Here is a 776-nt window from a genome sequence, read left to right as displayed (position 1 = left end):
CGTGAGCTATTAAGCCGACCATTCGACAAGTTTTGGGATTGTTAAGGGTTCCGAGGCTCAACGTCAATAAAGCAATTGGAATAAAGCGATAAGGTTTATTAATCTAAAAATAAAAGGAGTTTTTAATTTTGAAAAAAGCTTTATTTCTTTTACTAGATGAATTTGCAGATTGGGAAGGAGCATATTTATCTTCAATTTTAAATCAAGATGATAATTGGTCTGTAAGTACTATTTCTGTTGAAGAAAATGTATCTTCTTTAGGTGGTTTTTCTGTTTTGGTAGATTATATTATTGGCGATGAACCTAAAGATTATGATCTGTTAGTTATGATTGGAGGTAATTCTTGGGATAATGATTCTGAGAACCTTTTAAAGTTTGTTGAGGAAGCATTTAATAAAAATGTAGTAATTGGTGCTATATGTGGAGCAGTTGATTATTTAGCTAGAAATGGTTTTTTAAACAAATATAAACATACTGGTAATTCGGTTTATATTTGGCAAAATTATAAAAAATATAAACCTGAGTATGAATTTTTAGAAAAGCAAAGTGTTGTTGATAATATGCTTATAACAGCAAATGGTACAGCATCACTTGAATTTACTGAATCAATTTTAAGAGAGATTGATTTTGATTCTGATAAAAGTATTGAAAAGACAATATTTATGAATAGATTTGGTTTTTATAAATATTGTGAAAAATACGGAAATCCATATTTATAAAGTTGGGTGAATTTGGGGTTTTAGAAACGAGTTTCTTCTTGTCTTGATACTATAAAA

At 28.5% G+C, this 776-nt stretch carries 1 protein-coding gene; it reads left to right on the top strand.

Annotation, left to right across the window (positions count from 1 at the left end; genetic code table 11):
- Positions 1-128 precede the first annotated feature (128 nt).
- On the top strand, positions 129-719 hold the full coding sequence (locus HMPREF3134_RS11285; protein ID WP_053031494.1) for a type 1 glutamine amidotransferase family protein: 591 nt from the start codon (positions 129-131) through the stop codon (positions 717-719).
- Positions 720-776 lie beyond the last annotated feature (57 nt).

The organism is Staphylococcus sp. HMSC14D10, assembly GCF_001808125.1.
Taxonomy (GTDB): Bacteria; Bacillota; Bacilli; order Staphylococcales; family Staphylococcaceae; genus Staphylococcus; species Staphylococcus haemolyticus.
The sequence above is the reverse complement of the archived record's forward strand: the minus strand, read 5'-3'. Positions and strand labels throughout refer to the sequence as shown.